The sequence below is a fragment of the SAR324 cluster bacterium genome (assembly GCA_029245725.1).
Taxonomy (GTDB): Bacteria; SAR324; SAR324; order SAR324; family NAC60-12; genus JCVI-SCAAA005.
Genome location: JAQWOT010000312.1, coordinates 1 through 5,913, shown reverse-complemented (window position 1 = coordinate 5,913; position 5,913 = coordinate 1). Strand labels below are relative to the sequence as shown.

Below are 5,913 nucleotides of genomic sequence, written 5' to 3'. Positions count from 1 at the left end.
CTTAAAGAATTGATTGATAATTCAGTTGATGAATACATTATGGGCCATGGCAAGCGTATAGAAATCAATCTAAAAGAAACCGAAGTGAAAGTCCGTGACTACGGAAGGGGTATTCCATTAGGAAAACTAGTGGAATGTGTTTCAAGCATAAACACTGGGGCAAAATACAATAGTGATGTTTTCCAGTTCAGTGTCGGACTGAATGGTGTTGGAACAAAAGCAGTGAACGCACTTTCAGGGAGTTTTGAGGTCAGTTCTGTTCGTAATGGTGAAAAGGCATTTGCGAAGTTCATTCAAGGTGATTTGGTTGATGAGGGTCGTACAACTTCTAAAGAAAGGAATGGAACCGAGGTTCGCTTTGTCCCTGACGAATCTATTTTTTCAAGATTCCAGTTTGATTTCAGACTGATTGAGAAACAACTTTGGAATTACGCCTATTTAAATCGTGGTTTGAGCCTCATTTTCAATGGTGAGAAATTCAAAGCCGACCGGGGCTTGCAGGAAATGTTGGAAAAAGAGGTGGGTGACAAGTCACTTTATGAAATTTTACATGTACAAGCCGACTTGCTGGAGTATTCACTGACACACACCGATCTCTATGGAGAAACAAATTTTAGTTATGTGAACGGGCATTTCACAAGTGACGGAGGAAGCCATCTCAGCGCTTTCCGGGAGGGAATACTGAAGGCTATTAATGAATTCTTTAAAAGCAGTTTTCAAGGGCCAGATGTCAGAGAGGGAATTGTCGGTGCTGTTGCAGTCAAGATTCAAGAACCAATCTTCGAATCACAGACTAAGAACAAACTTGGTAATACTGATCTTCGCTGGATCGTAACTCAAGTCAGGGACAGCTTTGTTGATACCCTTTTCAAGAACCCTGACGCTGCAGAAGCTCTCAAAAGCAAAGTTCAACAGAATGAAAAAGTCCGTAAGGAACTCTCGAATGTCAAAAAGGCAGTTCGTGAAAATGCTCGCAAGACTGCCCTCGCCATTCCAAACTTGAAGGACTGTAAATTCCATCGAAGTGATTCAAAGAATCATAACAGTGAAAGCATGATCTTTCTGACTGAAGGACAGAGCGCGGGTGGTAGTATGATCAGCTCCCGAAACGTAGAAACTCAGGCCATTTTCTGCCTGAAAGGAAAGCCGCTTAATTGCTTTGGACAAGGTCAGGAAGTTCTCTACAAAAACGTAGAACTTTACAACATCATGAAGACCTTAGGCATCGAAGATAATGTTGATGATTTACGATATGAAAAGGTAATTCTAGCCACTGATGCAGATGTTGACGGACTTCATATCCGCAACCTGCTGATAACTTTCTTCCTTCAATACTTTGAAACATTGGTTCAAAGAGGACATCTGTTCATCTTAGAGACTCCCCTTTTTCGTGTTCGCAATCAAAAAACAACCAAATATTGCTACGATGAAGTTGAAAAAGATTCCGCAATTGCTGATCTGAAAAGTGGAAAGCATTTTGAGATCACTAGATTCAAAGGACTTGGGGAAATCTCGCCAAAAGAGTTTGGACCTTTTATTGGGCCTCAGATGCTCTTACAACCTATACGTGTTGACCATCTCCAGGAAGTCGGCGGATTATTGAATTTCTACATGGGGGGCAACACAAATGAGCGTCGGCAATACATCATAGATCATTTGGTCTAAGCCTCCAATCAATACTAAAGTTGAAAGATCCCCTACATGATGCTTCACTGCTGACTTGAAAATGTATTCCCCCTTGACAGACTTTCCTGCTGCTTTCTAGGCCATTATCTTCAAATTCCAAGTTTTCATCCCAAAAAATGAGATCGTTATGAGAGAAGCACTCCAGGCACTACTTGAAAATAGCTCCAAACGAAATGTTTCTGATGAAATTTTGAGCTTCGATGAATACCTCCAACTCGTTCAAAAAGAACCCTGGGTGACTCGTGACACCTTTCAGCTTCTACATGACATGTTGCTGTCTTCAGGGGTAGACCACGCCATCAGTCCAGGGAAACCGATCAAGCATCATTATCAATTCTTTGAAAATTCTGATCGAGTTGGTGGTTATGTTGTTTTTGGCCAGCAAAAAGCCAAGGAAAACCTAGTTGAAAAAATTAACAATGCCAGCCGTGGCCTAGAGGCATCAAAACGTCTTTGGATTCTTTTAGGACCACCTGGAGCCGCTAAATCAAGGTCAATGGAAGGAATCAAGCTTGCCCTCAAGCAATACTCTCAAGCAGAAGAGGGTAAAACTCACACCCTACTGCTGCCAACTGTTGATAAAAGACTCAAAGATCAGGCTCTATTCGAAGAAGAAGGCATTTTTTACCTACAAAGCCCATTGTTTGAAAAGCCTCTTCAAGTTCTTCCAGAAGAAACGAGAAAGGCATTTGCAAGTGAGATAGTAAGCGGGACAGATCAAGAAATCTTAAAAGAATGGTTAGCAAATCATTCTCACTACGACAAGGAATTCAGCGTAACGATCAGTGGTCGACTTTCTCCCTACAGTGAGTACGTTCTGCGTGATTTCATGAGAATGAAGGATATTTCCTTCACAGAGCTTCTACCTTATTTGAAGGCGAAGCGCGTGGTTTACGATGCTCGAACGAAGACTGGGATTGGCTCCTACACTCCGAGAGATGAAAAAAGCCAGGAAGCAGGATCATTAGTTGGAAATATTGATTACAGCCTTCTACCTCGCTTTGGAAGTGAATCTCACCCACTAGTTCACGATTACAAAGGCGAATTGTGTGCTGGGGCCAACGGATTGGTTGAAATTCATGAAATTTTGAAGCTCTCAGACAAATTTCTATATGAATTGCTTTTTGCAACCCAAGATCGCTTTTTCAAACCTGAGGGGCAGCCGCCGATTCCTTTCAACGGAGTCATTATTGGGCATACAAATTTCCATGAGTTCAATATGTTCATGGAGAATGCGTCATTTGAAGCATTAAGATCGAGGACCACATTCATTGAAATGCCACTTTCAGTTGACTTCAAGCAAGAGCAGATGATTTATGAGTTCACCTACTCAAACATTCATAGAAACTGGAAGAAAGAAAAGCAGCATCTCGCTCATGTGGCACCTCACAGCCTGACCTTATTGAGTCTTTTGGCTGTCATGTCCAGACTCTATGAGTCAAAGCAGAACCCAAATATGACCCTACTTCAGAAAGCTTTGATATATGCAGGGCGGGCTGACAGTGGTGTGGATAACAACATGGCACGAATGATTTTGGACGAGTTTTCTTTCATCAAGCCGTCCGAAGGCACCTTTGGACTTGACCCAAGATTTATTCAAAATGTTTTTGAAAATACAGAACATTTTCAAATCAATGAGTTTGCTGCAAACCTTCAGCGACTGATGCAGGAGAGTGGTGATCATGCTATGTTGACTTCGATTGCCCTGGAAAATCCTTGCGTAAGCCCACTGGATTTGTATGTCCGGACTGAGCATTCAATCAAGGAATCCTATGCTCAGCAAAAAACAAAACTGAACTACTATGTGGAGAAGATTTTACCTCAGGCAAAAAACTGGATTATGGGACAAATCGCCAGTGACGTGTACAGCGCAATCTTGAGGGATGACTCTGTTTTGGAGACAACCTGGAAGAAATATACGGATCATGTACGCGCCTACGCCCTGAATACCAAAGTGAAGCATGAAGTCACTCAGACAGATGTTCAACCCGATGAAAAGTTTATGCAGACTATCGAGCAATATCTTGGAGTGCCAGATAAAGACGTCTTCCGTAAAGAACTCAGCGATGCGATTGCCAGTGTCAATCACAGAGTGATTCTCTCTGATGAACCCTCCTATCAAAACGCAATCAAAAAATATGTGTTCGAGAACGAGTTCAAATCTGGTGAAAATATGAAGCTTTTAGGTTGGATCAAGAGTGGAACAAGCACCGCAGTTGTGAATGATAAAGAGCAAGCCCGCCTGAATGACACCATTAGTTACCTCGTCGAAGTCAAGGGATACTGTGGGAAATGTGCTTTTCAAGCCCTTACCATCACTGCAAACTCCTCCAGTATTGTTATCTGATGCCCTTTTGGCCGATCCAGCGTCGGCCAAATCCCACATCTTATTCCATCTGATTTAGACAAAATTATGTCATCAAAATACAAAGTTCTCATCACTGGAGCTTTGCATCCTTTAGCACTTGAGCTTCTTGAAGCTGAGCAAGACATTCTAGTAGATTATTCCCCTGATTTACCACGGTCTGAGATTCTTGAGAAAATTCTTGATTGTGACGGGATTATAACCCGATCTGAAACCCCGGTAGATCATGAACTAATTGATCGGGCAACACGTCTTAGAGTTATTGCAAGAGCTGCAGTGGGTATTGCTAATATCAATGTGGATTATGCAACTCAAAAAGGAATTCTTGTTTTGCACAGTCCAGGGAAAAACACTAACTCTGCTGCTGAATTGACACTCGCACTCCTTTTAGCGGCCGTTAGAAACCTAATTCCAGCTCATCAAAGAATGAAAGAAGGGGGTTGGGATCGACATCAGTTTAGCGGAACTGAGTTGATGAATAAGACCATTGGCTTGATTGGGCTTGGAAACGTTGGACATCGGGTGGCTAAATTTTGTAGAGCCTTCGATATGCGTGTGTTGGCTTACGATCCTTATATTGCTGATGAGGTTTTTGAACGCCACGGAGTTCTGAAGAGTACACTGAAAAAAATTCTTGAGGAGGTAGACATCTTGAGTGTCCACACCCCGAAGAATAAGGAAACCATCGGAATGATTGGGGCTAGTGAACTCAAATCAATGAAGGATGGTGTCGTCATCATTAATGCGGCAAGGGGGGGTATCATCAACGAAAATGATCTCTTATTGGCGTTGAAAACAGGGAAAGTTGGAGGAGTTGGAATAGATACCTGGGAGAAAGAACCTCCAGTCAACAACCCCTTTGCGGAATTACCAAATGTCGTGATGACCCCTCATATTGGTGCCTCCACCACAGAAGCCCAGTTCAGAATAGCCGAATCTGTGGCTAGCCAGGTGCCAAAAGCCCTGAGAGGGGAAGTCGTGGACTTTCCAGTGAACATGCCTAGAGTGCAGATATTGGAGGGTGATCTTGTTTCAAGTTACACATCACTTGCTGAAAGAATGGGGTCATTTGCTTCGCAATATATGCTCTTTTCACCATCACTTTTAAATATGAAATATCGAGGCACACTTGCCAATCAAAACGTTGCGCTACTGCGTCTATGTTTTTTAAAAGGATTTCTAGGCCAACATCACGAAACAGTGAGTTTTGTAAATGCTGAGCAACTTGCTCAAAGAATCGGGCTGAGGATTGAGGAAGAGAAAGACCATCATTTCAGTGACTACGAGAACGCGCTCAAGTGTACTCTGAGTAAGCGTGAAGAAGAGTTCACGATTGGTGGGGTCGTTTTCAGTGGCCCCCACCCCAGGTTAACCCTGATCAACGGGTTTGTCTTAGAAATGGCTCCGACTGGAACGATTTTGACCATCAAAAACAATGATAGGCCAGGAATTATCGGTGCTATTGGAGCCTGTTTGGGAAAACACAATGTCAATATCGATCAATTTAATTTAGGAAGAGACCAAAAGGGTGGGGAAGCAATGGCGTTACTGAGAGTTGATGAGGATATTGAAGAAAATGTACTTAGAGAATTGGGGAAACTACCAAATATAAATTTTGTTTGTAAAATAAGACTTTAATGTTTCAAGAGTGACTTAGGGCCTGTCATCAATTTAGCCAAATGACCGCCGCTATCCAGTAGATACCTCCTAGAAAAGCACAGGCCCACTGATCGTAACGGGTGGCAATCCCCCGGTATTGCTTCCACTTGGCAAAGTGGTTCTCAATCAGGTGTCGCCAGCGATACTTGTCTCGGTCGAACTCCCAGGGTTCCTTTTGATTGGACTTCGGTGGAATCACCGCT

At 42.8% G+C, this 5,913-nt stretch carries 4 protein-coding genes; 3 read left to right on the top strand and 1 reads right to left on the bottom strand.

Features of this window, described 5'->3' with window-relative positions:
• The 3 genes from P8O70_16530 to serA form a co-directional block, all read left to right on the top strand.
• On the top strand, window positions 1-1,665 hold a 1,665-nt coding region (locus P8O70_16530; GenBank protein MDG2198450.1), incomplete at its 5' end, for a toprim domain-containing protein.
• 148 nt (window positions 1,666-1,813) lie between these two features.
• Window positions 1,814-4,033, top strand: coding sequence for a hypothetical protein (locus P8O70_16525; GenBank protein MDG2198449.1), 2,220 nt, complete (start codon window positions 1,814-1,816; stop codon window positions 4,031-4,033).
• A 66-nt stretch (window positions 4,034-4,099) separates the two neighbouring features.
• Complete coding sequence (gene serA, locus P8O70_16520) at window positions 4,100-5,689, top strand: phosphoglycerate dehydrogenase (protein MDG2198448.1); 1,590 nt, start codon at window positions 4,100-4,102, stop codon at window positions 5,687-5,689.
• A 28-nt stretch (window positions 5,690-5,717) separates the two neighbouring features.
• Here the strand turns inward: serA and P8O70_16515 are convergent.
• A partial coding sequence (locus tag P8O70_16515; GenBank protein MDG2198447.1) for an IS5/IS1182 family transposase occupies window positions 5,718-5,913 on the bottom strand: 196 nt, incomplete at its 5' end.

What these genes read in the sequence shown, in the direction of transcription:
- serA (MDG2198448.1), top strand. Translation starts at nt 4,100, where the DNA reads ATGTCATCAAAATACAAAGTTCTCATCACTGGAGCTTTGCATCCTTTA.
- P8O70_16525 (MDG2198449.1), top strand. Translation starts at nt 1,814, where the DNA reads ATGAGAGAAGCACTCCAGGCACTACTTGAAAATAGCTCCAAACGAAAT.